Source organism: Streptomyces spinosisporus, from assembly GCF_022698145.1.
In the GTDB taxonomy this organism is placed as follows: Bacteria; Actinomycetota; Actinomycetes; order Streptomycetales; family Streptomycetaceae; genus Streptomyces; species Streptomyces spinosisporus.
In genome coordinates this window covers 158,017-175,777 of sequence record NZ_JALDAX010000016.1, presented here as the reverse complement: position 1 = coordinate 175,777, position 17,761 = coordinate 158,017, and the positions used below count along the sequence as shown (strand labels likewise).

At 71.5% G+C, this 17,761-nt stretch carries 17 protein-coding genes; 3 read left to right on the top strand and 14 right to left on the bottom strand.

The window, feature by feature from the left end; genetic code table 11:
- Positions 1 to 9 precede the first annotated feature (9 nt).
- The 5 genes from MQN93_RS33670 to rimP all read right to left on the bottom strand — a co-directional run bounded on the left by MQN93_RS33670 (position 10) and on the right by rimP (position 5,551).
- Positions 10 to 303 (bottom strand): DUF503 domain-containing protein, encoded by a 294-nt coding sequence (locus MQN93_RS33670; RefSeq protein WP_016432314.1) that lies wholly within the window; start codon positions 301 to 303, stop codon positions 10 to 12.
- 129 nt (positions 304 to 432) lie between these two features.
- Positions 433 to 3,510 (bottom strand): translation initiation factor IF-2, encoded by a 3,078-nt coding sequence (gene infB, locus MQN93_RS44295; RefSeq protein WP_242712514.1) that lies wholly within the window; start codon positions 3,508 to 3,510, stop codon positions 433 to 435.
- Between the two features lie 147 nt (positions 3,511 to 3,657).
- Positions 3,658 to 3,936 carry a YlxR family protein gene (locus MQN93_RS33660; RefSeq protein WP_181362675.1) on the bottom strand — a complete coding sequence of 93 codons (279 nt, stop codon included), beginning with the start codon at positions 3,934 to 3,936 and terminating at the stop codon, positions 3,658 to 3,660.
- Positions 3,937 to 4,037: 101 nt separating this feature from the next.
- The gene (nusA, locus tag MQN93_RS33655; protein WP_016432318.1) at positions 4,038 to 5,036 is read right to left on the bottom strand and encodes a transcription termination factor NusA; all 999 of its coding nucleotides are present in this window, start codon (positions 5,034 to 5,036) and stop codon (positions 4,038 to 4,040) included.
- Between the two features lie 2 nt (positions 5,037 to 5,038).
- A complete protein-coding gene (gene rimP / locus MQN93_RS33650; protein ID WP_016432319.1) occupies positions 5,039 to 5,551 on the bottom strand; it encodes a ribosome maturation factor RimP in 513 nt (170 codons plus the stop codon).
- A gap of 206 nt (positions 5,552 to 5,757) precedes the next feature.
- On the opposite strand from rimP, the gene MQN93_RS33645 reads away from it, so the two are divergent.
- Genes MQN93_RS33645 through MQN93_RS33635 form a run of 3 tightly spaced genes read left to right on the top strand, consistent with a single transcriptional unit; the run spans position 5,758 to position 7,672 of the window.
- Positions 5,758 to 6,282: a hypothetical protein gene (locus tag MQN93_RS33645; RefSeq protein WP_242712513.1), complete on the top strand. Its 525-nt coding sequence runs from the start codon at positions 5,758 to 5,760 to the stop codon at positions 6,280 to 6,282.
- Positions 6,279 to 6,746, top strand: a complete 468-nt coding sequence (locus MQN93_RS33640; RefSeq protein ID WP_016432321.1) for a ferritin-like domain-containing protein — start codon at positions 6,279 to 6,281, stop codon at positions 6,744 to 6,746. The genes MQN93_RS33645 and MQN93_RS33640 overlap by 4 nt, the downstream gene beginning before the upstream one ends.
- 26 nt (positions 6,747 to 6,772) lie before the next feature.
- The gene (locus MQN93_RS33635; RefSeq protein ID WP_242712512.1) at positions 6,773 to 7,672 is read left to right on the top strand and encodes an aminoglycoside phosphotransferase family protein; all 900 of its coding nucleotides are present in this window, start codon (positions 6,773 to 6,775) and stop codon (positions 7,670 to 7,672) included.
- A gap of 182 nt (positions 7,673 to 7,854) precedes the next feature.
- On the opposite strand, the gene MQN93_RS33630 is transcribed toward MQN93_RS33635, so the two are convergent.
- The 9 genes from MQN93_RS33630 to ispG form a co-directional block, all read right to left on the bottom strand.
- On the bottom strand, positions 7,855 to 9,558 hold the full coding sequence (locus MQN93_RS33630) for a proline--tRNA ligase (RefSeq protein WP_242712511.1): 1,704 nt from the start codon (positions 9,556 to 9,558) through the stop codon (positions 7,855 to 7,857).
- Positions 9,559 to 9,630: 72 nt separating this feature from the next.
- Positions 9,631 to 10,197 carry a GNAT family N-acetyltransferase gene (locus tag MQN93_RS33625; protein WP_016432324.1) on the bottom strand — a complete coding sequence of 189 codons (567 nt, stop codon included), beginning with the start codon at positions 10,195 to 10,197 and terminating at the stop codon, positions 9,631 to 9,633.
- A gap of 54 nt (positions 10,198 to 10,251) precedes the next feature.
- Complete coding sequence (locus MQN93_RS33620) at positions 10,252 to 11,100, bottom strand: GNAT family N-acetyltransferase (protein WP_016432325.1); 849 nt, start codon at positions 11,098 to 11,100, stop codon at positions 10,252 to 10,254.
- Positions 11,101 to 11,244: 144 nt separating this feature from the next.
- Positions 11,245 to 12,138 (bottom strand): ABC transporter permease, encoded by an 894-nt coding sequence (locus MQN93_RS33615; protein WP_242712510.1) that lies wholly within the window; start codon positions 12,136 to 12,138, stop codon positions 11,245 to 11,247.
- Entirely contained in the window at positions 12,138 to 13,037 is a 900-nt protein-coding gene (locus tag MQN93_RS33610; RefSeq protein WP_242712509.1) for an ABC transporter permease, read from the bottom strand. The genes MQN93_RS33615 and MQN93_RS33610 overlap by 1 nt, the downstream gene beginning before the upstream one ends.
- Entirely contained in the window at positions 13,034 to 14,140 is a 1,107-nt protein-coding gene (locus tag MQN93_RS33605) for an ABC transporter ATP-binding protein (protein WP_242712508.1), read from the bottom strand. Before MQN93_RS33605 ends, MQN93_RS33610 begins: the two co-directional genes overlap by 4 nt.
- Positions 14,141 to 14,143: 3 nt before the next feature.
- A complete protein-coding gene (locus tag MQN93_RS33600; RefSeq protein ID WP_242712507.1) occupies positions 14,144 to 15,310 on the bottom strand; it encodes an extracellular solute-binding protein in 1,167 nt (388 codons plus the stop codon).
- 170 nt (positions 15,311 to 15,480) lie between these two features.
- Complete coding sequence (locus tag MQN93_RS33595; RefSeq protein ID WP_242712506.1) at positions 15,481 to 16,485, bottom strand: LacI family DNA-binding transcriptional regulator; 1,005 nt, start codon at positions 16,483 to 16,485, stop codon at positions 15,481 to 15,483.
- A gap of 116 nt (positions 16,486 to 16,601) precedes the next feature.
- On the bottom strand, positions 16,602 to 17,759 hold the full coding sequence (ispG, locus tag MQN93_RS33590; RefSeq protein WP_242712505.1) for a flavodoxin-dependent (E)-4-hydroxy-3-methylbut-2-enyl-diphosphate synthase: 1,158 nt from the start codon (positions 17,757 to 17,759) through the stop codon (positions 16,602 to 16,604).
- Positions 17,760 to 17,761: the final 2 nt, after the last annotated feature.

Sequence of the window (17,761 nt, the reverse complement as noted above, 5' to 3'; positions counted from 1 at the left end):
CTTCTTGCTTCAGTCTTCGTCGCTGTGGAGCCTGCGTCGAACCGAGAGCAGTTCCACCTCGGGCCGCCCGGCGACCAGCCGCTCGCAGCGGTCCAGTACGTCGGTGAGGTGTGCCGTGTCCCCGGAGACCACCGCGAGCCCGATCTCGGCCCTGCGATGGAGGTTCTGATTGCCCGTCTCCGCCGCACTCACCGCGTACTTGCGCTGGAGTTCGGCCACGATCGGACGGACGAGAGAGCGTTTCTCCTTCAGCGAGTGGACGTCGCCGAGGAGCAGGTCGAAGGACAGAGTCCCCACGTACATAGGTGTTCCGGATGTCCCGCCGGTTCGGGGTATGGGCGCTGGTACGCCGATACCGGAACCGTACACGCAACGGCCGGGGCCGATCGACGGAAATTCGCTCCCGCCGACCGGCCCCGATCGCGTGCTGGATCAGACGCGCGGCTTCTCGCGCATCTCGTACGTCGCGATGACGTCGTCGACCTTGATGTCGTTGAAGTTGCCGAGGTTGATACCGCCCTCGAACCCTTCGCGAATCTCGGTGACGTCGTCCTTGAAGCGACGCAGACCCTCGATGTTGAGGTTCTCCGCGATGACCTTGCCGTCGCGGACCAGGCGCGCCTTGGTGTTGCGCCTGACCTCGCCGGAACGGATGAGAACACCCGCGATGTTGCCCAGCTTGGACGACTTGAAGACCTCGCGGATCTCCGCCGTACCGAGCTCGACCTCCTCGAACTCCGGCTTGAGCATGCCCTTGAGGGCCGCCTCGATCTCCTCGATCGCCTGGTAGATGACCGAGTAGTACCTCACGTCCACGCCCTCGCGCTCGGCCATCTGCGCCGCGCGGCCGGCCGCGCGGACGTTGAAGCCGATCACGATGGCGTCGGAGCCCATCGCCAGGTCGATGTCCGACTCCGTGACCGCACCGACGCCGCGGTGCAGGACGCGGATGTCGACCTCTTCGCCGACGTCCAGCTGGAGCAGGGAGGACTCGAGCGCCTCGACGGATCCGGAAGCGTCGCCCTTGATGATCAGGTTCAGCTGCTGGACCTCGCCGGCCTTGAGCACCTTGTCCAGGTCCTCCAGGGACACGCGGCGCGTGCGCTTGGCGAACGCGGCGTTGCGCTCACGGGCGGCGCGCTTCTCGGCGATCTGACGGGCCGTACGGTCCTCGTCGACCACCAGGAAGTTGTCGCCCGCACCCGGGACGTTGGTCAGGCCCAGGACCTGGACCGGCGTCGACGGGCCGGCCTCGGCGACGTTGTTGCCGTTGTCGTCGAGCATGGCGCGCACGCGGCCGTAGGCGTCGCCCACGACCATCGTGTCGCCGACCCGCAGCGTGCCTCGCTGGACGAGCACCGTCGAGACGGCACCGCGGCCGCGGTCGAGGCGGGACTCGATGGAGATGCCCTGCGCGTCCTGGTTCGGGTTGGCCCGCAGGTCGAGCGAGGCGTCCGCGGTGAGGACCACGGCCTCCAGCAGGGAGTCGATGTGCAGACCCTGCTTGGCGGAGATGTCGACGAACATGGTGTCGCCGCCGTACTCCTCGGCCACCAGGCCGTACTCGGTCAGCTGACCGCGCACCTTGGTCGGGTCGGCACCCTCGACGTCGATCTTGTTGACCGCGACGACGATCGGGACGTCGGCCGCCTTGGCGTGGTTGAGCGCCTCGACCGTCTGCGGCATGACGCCGTCGTTGGCCGCGACGACCAGGATCGCGATGTCGGTCGACTTCGCACCACGGGCACGCATGGCGGTGAACGCCTCGTGACCCGGGGTGTCGATGAAGGTGATCTTGCGCTCTTCGTCGTTGACCTCGGTCGCGACCTGGTAGGCACCGATGTGCTGGGTGATGCCGCCGGCCTCGCCCGCGATGACGTTCGTCTTGCGGATGGCGTCGAGCAGGCGGGTCTTGCCGTGGTCGACGTGACCCATGACGGTCACCACCGGCGGACGGACGACCAGGTCCTCCTCGCCGCCCTCGTCCTCGCCGAACTCGATGTCGAAGGACTCGAGCAGCTCGCGGTCCTCCTCCTCGGGGCTGACGATCTGAACCGTGTAGTTCATCTCGTCGGCGAGGAGCTGCAGCGTCTCGTCGGAGACGGACTGCGTGGCCGTGACCATCTCGCCGAGGTTCATCATGACCGCGACGAGCGACGCCGGGTTGGCGTTGATCTTCTCCGCGAAGTCGGTGAGGGACGCACCGCGCGACAGGCGAATGGACTCGCCGTTGCCGCGAGGCAGCATCACGCCGCCGACCGACGGGGCCTGCATGGCCTCGTACTCCTGGCGCCTCTGCCGCTTCGACTTGCGGCCACGGCGCGCGGGACCGCCGGGACGGCCGAAGGCGCCCTGCGTGCCACCACGACCGCCCGGACCACCGGGACGACCGCCGAAGCCGGGACGGCCACCGCCGCCACCGGGACCGCCGGGACGGCCGGCGAAGCCGCCACCGCCGCCGCCACCGGGACGACCGGCGAAGCCGCCGCCACCGCCACCGGGACGACCGGCGAAGCCGCCGCCGCCCGGACGACCGCCGCCACCGGGACGACCGCCGCCGCCGGGACCGCGGCCGCCGGGGCCACCGCCGCCGGGACGCGGGCCGGCAGCAGGACGCTGCGGCATCATGCCGGGGTTCGGACGCGGGCCGCCGGGACTGCCGCCGGGACGGGGGCCGCCGCCCTGCGGACGGGGCATGCCGCCCGGGGTCGGACGCGAGCCGCCGGGAGCCTGCGGACGGGGACCGCCGCCGGCACCCTGCGGGCGCGGGCCCTGGCCGGAGCCCTGCGGACGCGGGGCACCGCCCGGGGCACCGGGGCCACCGGGACGCGGGGCGCCGCCCGGACGGGGCGCCTGCGGGCGCGCCATGCCGGTGGAGCCGCCGGAGGTGAAGGGGTTGTTGCCCGGACGGGGACCGGCCGGACGGGCACCGGGACGCTGGCCCGGCGTACCGGGACGCGCGCCGCCGGAGCGGTCACCGCCACGGCCCTGACCGCCCTGGCCGGGACCGCCCGGACGGGCGCCCGGACGCGGGGCCTGGCCGCCCGGACGCGGAGCGCCGGGACGGGGGGCGGAACCGGAGGCCGGCGCGGCGGGGGCCGCCGGAGGTGCCGTGAACTCGGGCGCGCTCGGAGCCGGGGACGCCGGGGCGGGCCGCGGCGCGGGCTTCGGGCCCGGGGTGGGACGGGGGCCGGGAGTGGCCGGCGCGGCGGGGGCCGCGGGCTTCTCGGCTGCGGCCGGCTTGGGGGCCGGCGGGCGCGGGGCTGCCGGACGGGCGGCCTGCGCGGGAGAGGGGGCTGCCGGCTTGGCCGGGGCAGCCTTGCGTGCGGGGGCGGGCTTGCCGCCTCCGTTGCCCTGCTGGAGGGCGTCCGTCAACTTACGGACAACGGGCGCTTCGATGGTCGAAGACGCCGAACGGACGAATTCACCGAGTTCCTGGAGCTTGGCCATGACGACCTTGCTCTCAACCCCGAACTCCTTGGCGAGTTCGTATACCCGGACCTTAGCCACTTCGCTCCTTTTAGGTCCGGGTGCGTCCGGACCGTCGCTACTTCATGGGCGTACTCATCGCGTGCTCATCGAGTGCTCATCGCAATCTCGACCTACTTCCAACTCGCGGGGTACCAGGGCCGCACGGGGGTTCCGTACGACCACGTCTTACGGTGTTGCCTGCTCGACATAGAGGCGCAACGCCTTTGTGTCGAGCGCTCCCGGGGCGCGCAGCGCCCTCGTGAACGCCCGGCGGCGTACCGCCAGGTCGAGACAGACCAGGGCGGGGTGCACATATGCACCCCGGCCGGGCAGCGTACCGCGATGATCGGGGACGCATTCACCCTCGATCGCCACGATGCGCAGCAGATCCTTCTTGGCCGCTCGCTGCCTGCACCCCACACAGGTGCGCTCAGGGCATGCGCGGGCTCGCGTCCGGCCAGACACCCTTAAGTCTACCTCCCCGAAGCGACCTCACCCCTTCGGGGCAAGAATCGAACAGCTCCGCGCACACAACTGTCGTGATCTGAGCGACCAACGGACTGGATCTATTCCCCGCGCTGCTCCGGGGCCTGCTCGGTGTCCGGGCGGATGTCGATCCGCCAGCCGGTCAGCCGGGCCGCAAGCCGGGCATTCTGCCCTTCCTTGCCGATCGCCAGCGACAGCTGGTAGTCCGGCACCGTCACGCGCGCGGAGCGGGCGGCGAGGTCGACGACCTCGACCTTGGAGACCCGCGCCGGCGACAGCGCGTTCGCCACCATCTCGGCCGGGTCGTCCGACCAGTCGACGATGTCGATCTTCTCGCCGTTCAGCTCGCCCATGACGTTGCGCACCCGGCCGCCCATGGGGCCGATGCAGGCACCCTTGGCGTTCAGGCCCGAACGGGTGGACCGCACGGCGATCTTGGTGCGGTGGCCCGCCTCACGGGCGATCGCGGCGATCTCCACCGAGCCGTCGGCGATCTCCGGCACCTCCAGGGCGAAGAGCTTCTTCACCAGATTGGGGTGGGTGCGCGAGAGGGTGACGGAGGGACCGCGGACGCCCTTCGCCACTCGTACGACGTACGAGCGCAGCCGCATCCCGTGCGGATACGTCTCGCCCGGCACCTGCTCCTGCACCGGCAGGATGGCCTCGAGCCGGCCGATGTCCACGAGCACGTTCTTCGGGTCGCGGCCCTGCTGGACCACTCCGGTGACGATGTCGCCCTCGCGGCCGGCGTACTCGCCGAGCGTCGCGTCGTCCTCGGCGTCGCGCAGCCGCTGCAGGATGACCTGCTTGGCGGTGGTGGCGGCGATACGGCCGAAGCCGGACGGGGTGTCGTCGAACTCGCGGGCCTCCTGGCCCTCGTCGAGGTCGTCGGGGTCCTCCTTCGCCCACACGGTCACGTGGCCGGTGTCCCGGTTGAGCTCCACGCGCGCGTGGCGGCGGCTTCCCTCGGTGCGGTGGTAGGCGATGAGGAGGGCCGACTCGATCGCCTCGACCAGCAGGTCGAAGGAGATCTCCTTCTCCCGTACCAAGCCCCGCAGGGCACTCATGTCGATGTCCACGGCTACGCCTCCTCTTCCTTCTGATCAGGCTTCTCGTTGTCCTTGCGGTTGAACTCGACCTGCACGCGCGCCTTGTCGATCTCGGAGAAGGCGAGTCGGCGGCTGGTGGGCCTGCGGCCCTTGACGCCGGGCACCTCAAGGTCGAGGCCCTCGTCGTCGACCTGCAGGATCCTGGCGACCAGGTCCTTGCCGGCGGTCAGCTGGAACTTCGCCAGGCGGCCCACCGCGCGCACATAGTGCCGGTGTTCCTTGAGGGGGCGCTCCGCGCCGGGGGTTCCGACCTCGAGGGTGTACTCGCCCTCGCCCATCGCGTCCGTGTCGTCGAGCTTCGCCGAGAGCGCACGGCTCACATCGGCGATCTGGTCCAGGTCGGCACCGGAGTCGGAGTCGACGACGACGCTCAGCACACGCTTGCGTCCGACGGAGTCCACTGCGATCTCTTCGAGATCCAGCCCCTGGGAGTTGACGAGCGGTTCCAGGAGCTCTCGCAGCCTTTCGCTCTGGGTGGTGCTCATCCGGGTGACTCCTCGGCCGCGTGTGCTGTTGTGGGAAGGTCGCGTGTCTGGTCAAAGGGTATCCGGTCGCGGAGGGTGTTGCGTCCTGCCTCGGGCGGCGGGGCCGCCGGTCGGGCCGGTGACGTCAACCGGGCCACTTCGCGGGTACCGTGATCAACGGCGGTTACCGCCCATGTGTTCGTACACACCCCCCGAGGACGTCAGCCGTGTCGTACCCCCTACGCTCTGTGGTCCCCTCGGGGCCACGCAGAAGGTCCCTGCTCGCCTCCGTTGCCGGTGGTGCCCTGCTGGTGGGCTGCACCGATGCGTCCGGGGACTCCGAGGAGGGCACCTCGGGCAGTCAGTCGGTGACCCGGAAGGCTCGGGCGCTCGCGGCTCGGGACAGCGTGGGGCTGCTCGGGCGGTACGACGCCGTGATCGCCGCGCATCCGGCGGTGGCGGAGCGGCTGGGGCCGCTGCGGGCCGAGGTGGTGCGCCATGCGGAGTCGTTCGGCGGGACGGTCACCCGGGGCGGCACCGGGACGGCGGCGTCGCCGTCGGCGTCCGGCGCCCCGGCCGCGCCGACGACCGAGAAGGCCGCGCTGGCCGAACTCGCCGCCGCCGAGCGGGCGCTGTCCGACCGGCGTCTGACGGCGCTCGTGGACCTGCCGGGCGAACTGGCGCGGCTGCTGGCCTCGGTGGCGGCGGCCGGTGCGGCGCACGCGTATCTGCTGACGGAGGGCGCGCGGTGAGCGACGAGACGGACAAGAAGCAACTGAAGGCCCTGCAGGCGGCGCTGGCCGCGGAGCACGCGGCGGTGTACGGCTACGGCGTCGTCGGCGGGCGGATCCGCGAGGGGCGGCGTACCCAGGCCCGGGCGGCCTACGACGCGCACCGGGCCCGGCGGGACGCGCTGACCCGCGAGATCCGCGATCTGGGAGCCGCGCCGGTGGCCGCGGCGCCCGCCTACGCGCTGCCCTTCGCGGTGTCGGACTCGGACGCCGCCGTGCGGCTGGCCGCCGTGCTGGAGGACCGGGTGGCCGGGGTCTACTCCGACCTGGTGCGGGCCACCGGGGGCGAGCAGCGGCGCTCGGCCGCCGAGGCGCTGCGGGAGGCGGCGGTGCGGGCGGTGCGCTGGAACGGCGAGAGCGTAGCCTTCCCTGGGCTCGCCGAGCGGGCGGCCACGGCTTCCGCCTCGCCGACGCCCACGGTGTGACCCGTACTGAAGGGAACGACTCGCGCATGGCTTTCGAACCGCCGCAGCGTCTGGTCAGGGCGCTCGGCGAGACGGCACCCGACGGCGACGACTGGCTGGAGAAGCTGCCCGAGGCGGCGCAACAGGCCGTCGCGCTACGCGAGTTGACCGTGGAGCGGGTGCAGGTGCCCGGCGGGCGCAGCAGCCTGGTCGTGCTGGTGCGGCGGCCGGACGGCAGTCCCGCGGTGCTGAAGCTCGCCCCGCTCAGGGCGCGTCCGGAGAGCGAGCGGGCCGCCCTCGCGCACTGGGACGGCCTGGGTGCCGTACACCTGCTGGAGGCCTCCGCCACGGAGGGTGTGCTGCTGCTGGAGCGGCTGCATCCGGAGGTGTCGGTGCGGTCGCTGCCGGAGGCCAAGGCGCTGCTGGAGGCGGCGGGCACGCTGCGGCGGCTGTGGGTCGAGCCCCCTGCCGGGCACGCCTTCGAGACGGTCGCCGAGCGGACCGGACGGCAGGCCGAGGCGATGCGGGCGGCCGCGTCGCGGTTCGGCGAGGTCGCGCCGCTGGTGGACGCCGCGGTGGAGGCGCGCCGGTCGTTGCTGGCGGCGCCGCCCGAGGAGCGGCTGCTGCACGGGACGTTCCGGCAGAGCAAGGTGCTGGCCGGGGAGCGGATGCCGTGGCTGGCGGTCGGGCCCGATCCGGTGGTCGGTGAGTGCGCCTTCGACCTGGCGCGGCTGGTGCGCGACCGGGTGGAGGACCTGATCGCCTCGCCGTCGGGGGCGGCGACGACTCGGCGGCGGGTCAAGCGGCTCGCGGAGTCGCTGTACGTGGATCAGGAGCGGCTGCGGGGGTGGACGCTGTTCCGGGCCGTGGAGTCGGGGGTGCGGGCGCTGCGGGTGGGGCGCTCGAAGGATGCGGAGCTTTTGCTGGAGTTCGCCGCCTGGCTCTGAGGGGGTTCGCGGCTGCGGGCTCGTCGTGGTCGCCTCGCCCGGAGGTCGGCTTACGCCATCAGGCGGGCGGGGAAGTGCGTCCGGCGCGGGCCCGTCGTGGTCGCTCGCGCAGTTCCCCGCGCCCCTGTCGGGGCGCTCGGCCTCCCGCAGCGACACCCAGTCGCCGCGGGAGGGGCGGCCGGCTATGCCGTCAGGCGGGCGATTGCCTCGGTCACCGTGAGTTCCTCGCGCTCACCGGTCTTGCGGTCCTTCAGTTCCAGTACGCCGTCGGCGGCGCGGCGGCCGGCGACGAGGATCTTGGGGACGCCGATGAGTTCGGAGTCGGTGAACTTCACGCCCGGGGAGACACCGGCGCGGTCGTCGACGAGGACGCGGAGGCCGGCGGCGCGCAGCTTTTCCGAGACGTCGAGGGCGAGTTCGGTCTGCAGGGCCTTGCCGGCGGCGACGACGTGGACGTCGGCCGGGGCGACCTCGGCGGGCCAGCACAGGCCCTGCTCGTCGGCACTCTGCTCGGCGAGGGCCGCGACCGCGCGGGAGACGCCGATGCCGTAGGAGCCCATGGTGACGCGGACCGGCTTGCCGTTCTGGCCGAGGACGTCGAGCTTGAGGGCGTCGGCGTACTTGCGGCCGAGCTGGAAGATGTGGCCGATCTCGATGGCGCGGTCCAGCTTGAGGCCGGTGCCGCACTTCGGGCAGGGGTCGCCGTCCTGGACGACCACGACGTCGACGTACTCCGCGACCTCGAAGTCGCGCCCGGCCTGGACGTTCCTGGCGTGGACGCCCGGCTTGTTGGCACCGGTGATCCAGGTGGTGCCGGGGGCCACGCGCGGGTCGGCGAGGTACTTGACCTTCTCGCCCAGGCCCTGCGGTCCGACGTAGCCGCGGACCAGGTCCGGGCGGCCCGCGAAGTCGGTCTCGGTGACCATCTCGACGACGCCCGGCGCGAAGTGCGCCTCGACCTTGCCGAGGTCGACCTCGCGGTCGCCGGGGACACCGATGGCAACGATCTCGCCGTCGACCTTCACCAGGAGGTTCTTGAGGGTCTCGGAGGCCTGCACGCCGAGGAAGGCGGCAAGGCTCTCGATGGTCGGGGTGTCCGGGGTGTCGAGCTCCTCGACGGGACCGACGCCGGAGCCGTCCACCGGCTTCAACTCGTACGTGATCGCCTCGGTGTTGGCGGCGAAGTCGCAGTTCGGGCAGTCCGCGAAGGTGTCCTCACCGGCCTCGGCCGGGGCGAGGAACTCCTCCGACTTGGAGCCGCCCATCGCGCCCGCGGTCGCGGCGCAGATGCGGTAGTCCAGGCCGAGGCGCTCGAAGATCCGCTGGTAGGCCTGGCGGTGCAGGGCGTAGGACTTCGCCAGGCCCTCGTCGTCGGTGTCGAAGGAGTACGAGTCCTTCATCAGGAACTCACGGCCGCGCAGGATGCCGGCCCGGGGGCGGGCCTCGTCGCGGTACTTGTGCTGGATCTGGTAGAGGACGACCGGCAGGTCCTTGTAGGAGGACGCCTGGTCCTTCACGAGCAGGGTGAAGATCTCCTCGTGGGTCGGGCCGAGGAGGTAGTCGCCGCCCTTGCGGTCCTTGAGACGGAACAGCTCGGGGCCGTACTCGTCCCAGCGGCCGGTCGCGTCGTACGGCACCCGCGGCAGCAGGGCGGGGAGCAGCACCTCCTGGGCGCCGATCGCGTCCATCTCCTCACGGACGATCCGCTCGATGTTGCCGAGGACCTTCTTGCCGAGCGGCAGCCAGCTCCAGATGCCGGCGGCGGTACGGCGCACGTAACCGGCGCGGACGAGCAGCTTGTGGCTGAGGACCTCGGCGTCCGCCGGGTCGTCACGCAGCGTCTTCGCCATCAACTGGGACATGCGCTGGACCGGTGCGTTCGCCATGGTTCTCGTACTCCGTCTGCGTAAGGGTGATGGCAGGAGGTTATCCGGGGGGCCTGCGCCGGTGGAAATCGGTTAACGGCGCCGCAGCGGGAGCGGGGCGCCCATCACGGCGTACGGCATCGGGGCGCTCGGGAAGAGGACCTGGCGGGCCAGGTCCTGGTAGCCGAGGGAGTGGTAGAGGCCGCGGGCCGGGCTGTCGACGTCGATCGCCGAGAGGATCGAGCGGGGCTCGGCGGCGCCGTCGGTGATGTTCGTGATCAGGGCGCGGCCGACACCGCGGTTCTGGTGGTCGGGGTGGACGTGCAGCTCGGTGATCACGAACGAGTCGTCGAGCCAGTCCTCGTGCCCCTGTGCGCGCAGATAGGGCTCGACGACGGTGGACCACCAGTGGGCGCGGTCGTTCGGCATGCCGTAGACGAAGCCGAGGAGGCGGCCCTTGCTGGTGGCGCCGAGGGCGCGGGCTCCGGGGTAGGCCATGTGCCGCAGCACGATCTGCCGGCGTACGGCGACCTCGTCGGAGCCGAGTCCGAAGGCCAGGGCCTGCACGGCGAGCGCCTCGTCGACCCGGGCGGACAGGTCGAGCGGACCGATCACGACGTCGTCGGGCCGGCGGTGTCCGTGACCGGGAAAGCGCAGCATGCCGGGGAGACTACAGGGCTCGTGCGAGCGTCAGGCGGGCACTGTGAGGTGCGGCTAGAACAGGACGCTGGTGAAGGCGCCGACTTCCCTGAAGCCCACCTTTCGGTACGCCCTGCGGGCCGGGGTGTTGAAGTCGTTGACGTAGAGGCTGACGATCGGGGCGATGTCGGCCAGGGCGTAGCGGAGCACGGCGGCCATGCCCGGGGCCGCGTACCCCTGTCCGCGGTACTCGGGGGCCACCCAGACGCCCTGGATCTGGCAGGCCTGGGCGGTGGCCGCGCCGATCTCGGCCTTGAAGACGACCTTGCCGTGCTCGTCGAGACGGGCGAACGAGCGGCCGGAGCCGACGAGTTCGGCGACCCGGGCCTGGTAGAGCAGCCCGCCGTCACCGGCGAGCGGCGAGACTCCGACCTCCTCCGTGAACATCGCCACGCACGCCGGCATGATCGTCTCCAGCTCGTCCTTGCGGATGCGGCGGACGTACGGGTCCGGGGCGATGCCGTCGGGCATCCGGTCGGTGACCATGAGCGGCTGGTGGGAGCGGATCTCGCGGGCGGGCCCCCAGCTGGGTTCGAGCAGCTGCCACAGCTGGGTGGTGGGCTCGCTGGGGCCGACGATCGAGGAGCAGCGGCGGCCGGCCCTGCGGGCGCGGTCGGCGAAGGCGCGCACGGCACGCGGGCCGGCGCAGATCGGGACGAGGTTGGCGCCCGCGTAGCACAGGGAGGTCAGCATGCCCTCCTCGTAGAAGCCCCACATCTCGCCGCCGAGCCGCCAGGGGTCGAGGCCCGCGACCTGGACCCGCGACGTCACGAAGGCGTTCGCGACCGGCTCGCGGTCGAGGACGGCGAGCGCGGCGTCCAGGTCACTCGGTTCGAGCACCCGGGAGGTGGTCTGGGTCAACACGCGGGGGCCTCACGCTGCGGGTTCTGCTGATCTCCGCACTGTACCTGCCGAATTTGTGGCGCGCCGCCCTGTGGGCCGGCCCGGTGGGGCAGGGGGGTCGGCCGTGGCGCACGGGGCGGCCGGAGCCGGCCGTCCCGCGGCGGTTCAGTCGCGGCTCCGCTCCTCCCGGACCCGCGTGACGAGCTGGGTGGGATTGACGAAGCGCAGGGCGATGACCAGCAGGACGAGCATCGACAGCGTGTACATCACGGCCATCGCGTCGATGGACTGCTGGGTGCGGATACCGGCCGAGAAGACGGCGTAGTAGAGGGCGACGACCAGGGTCTGGCTGTCGGGTCCGGCGGTGAGGAAGGTCAGCTCGAACATGCCGACCGTGCGGACGAGGACCAGTACGGAGGCGGCGAGGATGCCCGGCACCAGCAGTGGCGCCAGCACCCGCAGCAGCACGGACGAGGTGCGCGCCCCGCACATCCGCGCGGCCGCCTCGATGCGCGGGTCGATCTGCTCGATGAACGGCGTCATGGTCAGCACGACGAACGGCACCGACGGCACCAGGTTGGCCAGCACCACTCCGCTCAGGGTGCCCGCGAGGTGGAACTTGTACAGGACGGTCGCGAGCGGGATGCCGTACGTCAGCGGCGGCACCAGGATGGGCAGCAGGAACAGCAGCAGGACGAGCCGGTGGCCGGGGAAGTCGCGGCGGGCGAGCGCGTAGGCGGCGGGCACGCCGAGCACCACCGAGATCGCGACGACGAGCAGGGACACCAGGGCGGTCGTCCAGAAGACCTGCCCGAGGCCGAACTCGCGCCAGGCCTCGCCGTACCACCTGGTCGTCCAGCCCTCGGGCAGCCAGCTGGTGAACCAGCGGGTGCCGAAGGAGTCGGCGACGGGGACGCCGACCACGCCGGCGAGGTTGAGGAAGAAGAAGCCGAAGACGAGGACGGCGACCCAGGTGGCGGGCTTGCGCAGGGGGTTGCGGCGGGTGGGTCCCGATGTCCCTTGCTCCTTGCGGGACTTGGTGAGTACGTCCGCCGCCATCAGCCCTTGCCTCCCGTCGCACCGCGGTACAGCAGCGACCGCCAGGCCAGCACCAGCACCACGACCGCGAGCATCACGGCGGCCATGACCATGGCGATCGCCGAGCCGAGCGGGTAGTCGAACTTCTGGAACGCCGCCTGGTAGGCCTCGATGGAGATGACATGGGTGGCGCCGCGCGGGTCGCCGACCAGCTGCGCCGACGGGAACACCGCGAAGGCCAGCACGAAGGAGAGACAGAAGGTGATCGCGAGGCCCGGCGCGAGCAGCGGCAGCGTGATGTACCGGAAGCGGTGCAGGCGGCCCGCGCCGAGAGTGGCCGCCGCCTGCTCCAGGCTGGGGTCGATGCCCGTCAGGTACGACAGCGTCAGCAGATAGGCGAAGGGGAAGCCGGTGATGAGCAGGGAGGCGAGAACTCCCCAGTAGTTGTGGACCAGTTGGACCGGCTGGTCCACCAGGCCGAGGGCACGGAGGATCTTGTTCAGCCAGCCGTTCGGACCGAGGTAGCCGAGCAGGCCCTCGGCGGTGAGGACCGTGCCGAGGGTGATCGGCATGACGAGCAGGGTGGTGAGCAGCCGGCGCCCGCGGAAGGGACGGCGGGTGCGGAAGGCGACCGGGACCGCGGCGAGGCAGTTGATCAGCGCGGCGGGCACGGCCAGCTTCAGGGTGGTCCAGATCGTCTCGCGCAGATACGCGTCCTCGAAGAAGCGCCGGTAGTCGGCGAGCGGGCCGCCGCCGTCCTTGGGCTGGAAGGAGAGCTGCAGCCCGTAGAGGAACGGATAGCAGAACAGCAGCACCAGGAAGACGACACCGGGCGCGAGCAGCAACAGGGTGCGGTCCACGCCCCGTTCGGCCAGGCGGTGGCGGAGTGCGGGGCGGGCCTCGGCGGTGGGCGCGCTCATCGGGCGGTCACCGCCGGCTCGTCGTCCGCGGCCACTGCCGTACGGTCCTCGTCCGCGGTGAACACCAGCACCCGGTCGGCGGGGGCGGCCAGGTGGACGGCGTCGTCGGGGGCGAGCCGCTCGCGGGTGCGGAAGTGCACGAGCTGCCCGTCCGGCAGGACGGCCCGGACGGCGAGTTCACGCCCGTGGTACTCGACGACCTCCACCCGGGCGGCCAGTCCGTCGGGCCCGGTCGTCACGTCGATGTCCTCGGGTCGCACGGCCGCGGTCACCGACGCGCCGACGCGCGCGCCGTCGCGGTCGAGGCCGGTCAGCCGGGTGCCCGCGATCTCCAGCTGGGCCCGGGTGCCGTCGGTCGCCACGACGCGGGCGTCGAGCATCGTGCGGTAGCCCATGAAGCCGGCGACATAGCGGTTGGCGGGCCGCCCGTAGACCTCCTCGGGGGTGCCGATCTGCTGGGTGCGGCCGTCCCGCAGCACCACCAGACGGTCGGCCAGCGACAGCGCCTCCTCCTGGTCGTGGGTGACGTACACCGTGGTCAGTCCGAGCCGGCGGTGCAGCCGCTTGATCTCCGCCCGCATCTCCAGTCGCAGGGCCGCGTCCAGATTGGATAGCGGCTCGTCCATGAGCACCAGACGCGGTTCGAGTACGACGGCCCGGGCGATGGCGACGCGCTGCTGCTGTCCGCCGGAGAGCTGTCCGGGCCGCTTGTCGGCGTGCTCGGTCAGGTGCACCAACTCCAGGGCCCGGTCGGTGCGTTCGGCGGCCTCGGCCTTCGGTACCCGGGCCATCTTCAGCCCGAAGGCGACATTGCCGCGCACGGTCATGTGCGGGAACAGGGCGTAGTTCTGGAAGACCATGCCGAAGCCGCGCCGCTCGGGTGCGAGGTGGTCGATGCGCGAGCCGTCCAGCAGGATCGCGCCACCGGTCAGCGGCAGCAGCCCGGCCAGGCAGTTGAGCGCGGTGGACTTGCCGCAGCCGGAGGGTCCGAGCAGGGCGACGAACTCCCCGCCGGAGATCTCCAGTTCCAGTTCGTGCAGCGCCCGGTGGCGGCCGTAGCTGCGCGAGACGCGTTCGAGCCGCAGGGTGTCGAACCGTGCCATGGCTCAGCCGCCCGCCACGTTGCGGCTCCACAGGTCGAACGCGGTGACCTGCTGTTCGGCCGGGAGCGACGGCTTCTTCGGGAACTGGTCGATCCAGGAGTCGAAGTCCTTGTTGCCGTACGTCTCGATGGTCTTGCGCGACTTGGCGGGCGCCAGCGACAGCGGTACGTCCCGGACTGCGGGCCCCGGGTAGAAGTAGCCGTCGTCGTAGGCCTTGGCCTGCTGCTTCGGCGTCAGGATCCACTTGATGAGGTTGAGGTCGGCGGACATCACGTCGGCGCTGACGCCCTTGGGGACGACGGCGTACTGCGCGTCGGTCACCCAGGTCATGTCGTCGAAGTGGCCGACCGCCATCTTCTTCGGGACGGTGCCGAGGGCGCGGGGGTTGATGTACCAGCCGGTGGTGCTCATGATCATGTCGACCTGGCCGGAGGCGAGGTTCTTCATGGTCTCGGTGGTGCCGGAGGCGTACGGCGCCGCGTACTTGTCGAGTTCCTTCAGGTACGCCCAGGTCTTGTCCCAGCCGTGCTCGGGGTCGGCGGGGTCCTTGTCGCCGAGCAGATACGGCAGGCCCATCAACCAGGTGCGCCCCGGGCCGGAGTTGGCGGGATCGGCGTACTGGAAGCGCTTGGGGTGGGCCTTGGCCCAGGCGAGCAGCGCCTGCGGGGTCTTCGGCGGGGCGGCGACCTTCCCGGGGTCGTACTCGACGAGCGGCCCGGACGGGTAGTAGACGATCGCCTGTCCCTTGCCCTGTGCCAGCTTCGCCATGTCGGCGGCGGGCGGCAGGTAGTCGGGGGTGCCGATGACGTCCTTGTGGGCGGCCAGGTCGGACCAGAGGTCCTGGGAGAGGCCGGCGGCGAGGCCGTCGGTGCCGGTGAGCACCAGGTCGATCTGGACGCGCCCTGCCTGCTGCTGCGCCTTGATCTTGCCGGCGAGGTCGGGGGCCGGGGCCTTGGAGTAGGTGACCTTGCCGACGATGTCCGGGTGCTGCCGGCGGAAGTCGTCGATCATGCCCTGGGTGAGCTGGAGATTGCCCGCGACATCGAGGATGTCCAGGTCGACGGGCTTCGCGGGTTTCGCGGGGATCTTCTGCCCCGTTTTGTCATCGGATGACTTGTCGTCGGGTGCCCCGCAGGCGGCTACGACACCGATGACCAGCAGAGCCGTCACGGCCAGCCGGGGTGTGGGGTGTCGAAGTAGTCGGGACCTGTTCTGCGTACGGAACACGGCGGCTCCTGCAGGCGTCGGCCGGGGAGGCCCCCGGCGATGAGACAGCGCTTTCTCAGTCCGTGTGCTGGAACAAGGTCCTGCGATACATCGGAGCTGTCAAGGACCTGCGCTCAGGCTGTCCCGGTGGATTCACGAACCCGCAGCTCAACGGGGAGGGTGCGGGACTCCAGGTCGTCCTCGCCGGCCATCAGCCGCGCCAGCGCCTCGCCCGCGGCCCGGCCGAGGTCGTAGCGGGGAACCGCTACCGTCGTGAGCGGGGGCGAGGAGTAGCGGGCGAGGTCGATCTCGTCGAAGCCGGTCAGGGAGAGGTCGCCGGGCACCCGTACGCCCAGCTCGGTCAGGCGGGAGAGCAGGCCGAGGGCGACGAAGTCGTTGTAGGCGACGACCGCGGTCGCGTCGGTGTCGAGGACGGCGGGTCCCGCGGCGTAGCCGTCGTCGGTGAGCGAGCCGCAGGCGAGCACGGTCACCTCCAGGCCGAAGGAGCGGGCGCCGGACAGGGCGCGCAGCCGTTCGCGGTTGGCCCACGAGCCCTCGGGGCCGGCGAGGTAGGCGACCTTGCGGTGGCCGAGCTGGGCGAGGTGGCCGCAGACGGCGAGCAGGCCGCCGTGGACGTCGATGCAGACCGAGTGCAGGGCGAGGCCCGGTTCCTGGCGGTTGGCCACGAGCAGCGGCAGACCCCGTGCGACCAGGGCGGCGAGGTCGGCGCGGGGCATCCGCGGCGCGCACAGCAGCAGTCCGTCGGCGTACCGGATGAGGTCCTCGGCGAGCTCCCGCTCCACGGCCGGGTCCTCGTCGGAGTCCATGACGAGGACGCGCGCGCCGAGGTCGCGGACGGCCGCCGAGAACACCTTGACCAGATCGCTGAAGTGCGGGTTGGCGAGGTCGGGCACGAGCACCCCGATGGTGCCGGAGCGGCCCCGGGCCAGCCCCTGGGCCGCGGCGCTGGGCCGGTACCCGAGCTCCTCGATGGCGAGGCGCACCCGCTCGGCGAGCGCGGGGTCGACGGTGCCGATGCCGTTGAGCACCCGCGAGACCGTGGACACGGAGGCGTCCGCGGCGCGGGCGACGTCGGCGATGGTGATCCGCCGGGTCCGCGAGGGCTTCGCCATGGCCATCGGCCCCTCCCTCCGTCAGCCTTCGGCACCGCACGAGGGAGCGCTTTCCCGTGACGGTCCTGGGGAGAAAGTAGCTGGCGTCGGAAGAGTCGGGAAGATCCCGGGGCGGGCGGCGGTCAGCCGGTGACGGAGACCGACGGTTCGCCCGAGGACACGCCCTCGTCCTGCATCTGCTCGGCGATCTTCATGGCCTCTTCGATGAGCGTCTCGACGATCTTCGACTCGGGGACGGTCTTGATGACCTCGCCCTTGACGAAGATCTGGCCCTTGCCGTTGCCGGAGGCGACGCCGAGGTCGGCCTCGCGCGCCTCGCCGGGCCCGTTGACCACGCAGCCCATGACGGCGACGCGGAGCGGGACCTCCATGCCGGTCAGGCCCGCCGTGACCTCTTCGGCGAGCTTGTAGACGTCGACCTGGGCGCGACCGCAGGAGGGGCAGGAGACGATCTCCAGGCCACGCTGCTTGAGGTTCAGGGACTCCAGGATCTGGTTGCCGACCTTGACCTCCTCGACGGGAGGCGCGGACAGGGACACGCGGATGGTGTCGCCGATGCCCTGCGACAGCAGCGCGCCGAAGGCGACCGCCGACTTGATGGTGCCCTGGAAGGCGGGACCGGCCTCGGTCACGCCGAGGTGCAGCGGGTACTCGCACTGCGCGGCCAGCTGCTTGTACGCCTCGATCATCACGACCGGGTCGTTGTGCTTGACCGAGATCTTGATGTCGCGGAAGTCGTGCTCCTCGAACAGCGAGGCCTCCCACAGCGCCGATTCGACCAGCGCCTCGGGGGTGGCCTTGCCGTACTTCTGCAGCAGCCGCCTGTCCAGCGAGCCGGCGTTGACCCCGATGCGGATCGGCGTGCCGTGGTCCTTCGCCGCCGACGCGATCTCCTTGACCTTGTCGTCGAACTGCTTGATGTTGCCCGGGTTCACCCGCACCGCCGCACAGCCCGCCTCGATCGCGGCGAACACGTACTTCGGCTGGAAGTGGATGTCCGCGATCACCGGGATCTGCGACTTCCGGGCGATGGTCGCCAGCGCGTCCGCGTCGTCCTGCGTCGGACACGCCACCCGCACGATCTGGCAGCCCGACGCGGTCAGCTCCGCGATCTGCTGGAGCGTCGCGCCGATGTCCGACGTACGCGTCGTCGTCATCGACTGCACCGACACGGGGGCGTCCCCGCCCACGGCCACGGTTCCGACCTGGATCTGACGGCTCCTGCGCCGCTCGGCGATCTTGGTCGGAACGGACGGCATGCCGAGAGAAATCGCAGTCATCT